This is a genomic window from Streptomyces sp. NPDC002868 (assembly GCF_055563295.1).
On record NZ_JBVHDR010000098.1, the window covers coordinates 1 to 1,013 of the forward strand.

Genomic DNA, 1,013 nt, shown 5'->3' on the forward strand with positions numbered 1-1,013 from the left:
GCGCCGGGTGCGGGGATGACCGGTGAGTTGAGTGAGGCGGACCTGCGGCGTATGGCCAGGTCGGGCATGCTCCCCCTCTCCGCCGAACAAGGACTGGGACTCCTGGACGGCATTCTGGACAGCGGTCGCCCGGCACTGTGCAAGCCCGCCGTACTGCCGGTGAACCTGGACACCGCCACGCTGCGCAGGTCAGGCAGGGAAGTGCCGCCGCTGCTGCGCAACCTGGTCCGTGGCTCGGTCCGCCGCAGCGTCGAGGCTCAGGCTCCGAGCGCCAAGGAAGGCGACCTCGTACGGCGGTTGGCGGCACTGGCACCGGACGAGCGGGAGAGCCTGGTGCTGGAGTTGATCCGTGCTGGGACCGCCGCGGCGCTGGGATATGCGTCCTCGGCGGAGGTCGACGCGGATCAGTCGTTCAAGGTTCTGGGATTTGACTCGCTGACGTCCGTGGAGTTGCGCAACAGGGTGAACGCGGTTACGGGGCTGCGGTTCTCGGCGACCTTGGTGTTCGACTATCCGACTCCGGCGGCGCTGGCTCGGTATGTGCTGGGCGAGTTGGTGGAGGGCGAGGAAGAACTCTCCCATTCCGCGCTGCGTGCGTTGGTGGGGGTGGACGACGATCCGGTGGTGATCGTGGGGATGGCGTGCCGGTTCCCGGGTGGGGTGGAGTCTCCCGAAGATCTGTGGCGGTTGGTCGTCGACGGCGGCGAAGGCATCGGCGGGTTCCCGGCGGATCGTGGGTGGGATCTGGAGGGGCTGTTCGACCCGGATCCCCAAAAACTCGGTACTTCGTATGTGCGGGAGGGCGGGTTCCTCTACGACGCGGCGTCGTTCGATGCGGGGCTGTTCGGGATCTCGCCGCGTGAGGCGTTGGCGATGGATCCGCAGCAGCGGCTGTTGCTGGAGACCTCCTGGGAGGTCTTCGAGCGGGCCGGGATCGGTCTGGAGTCGCTGCGGGGGAGTCGGACCGGTGTCTTCGCGGGGGCGATGGGGCAGGACTACGGGTCGTGTCTGCG

Annotated in this window: 1 protein-coding gene; it reads left to right on the forward strand. The window is 68.1% G+C overall.

The annotated features are described in order from the left end of the window. Positions 1 to 15: 15 nt before the first annotated feature. On the forward strand, positions 16 to 1,013 hold a 998-nt coding region (locus ACZ3H8_RS40875), incomplete at its 3' end, for an acyl carrier protein (protein WP_467410468.1).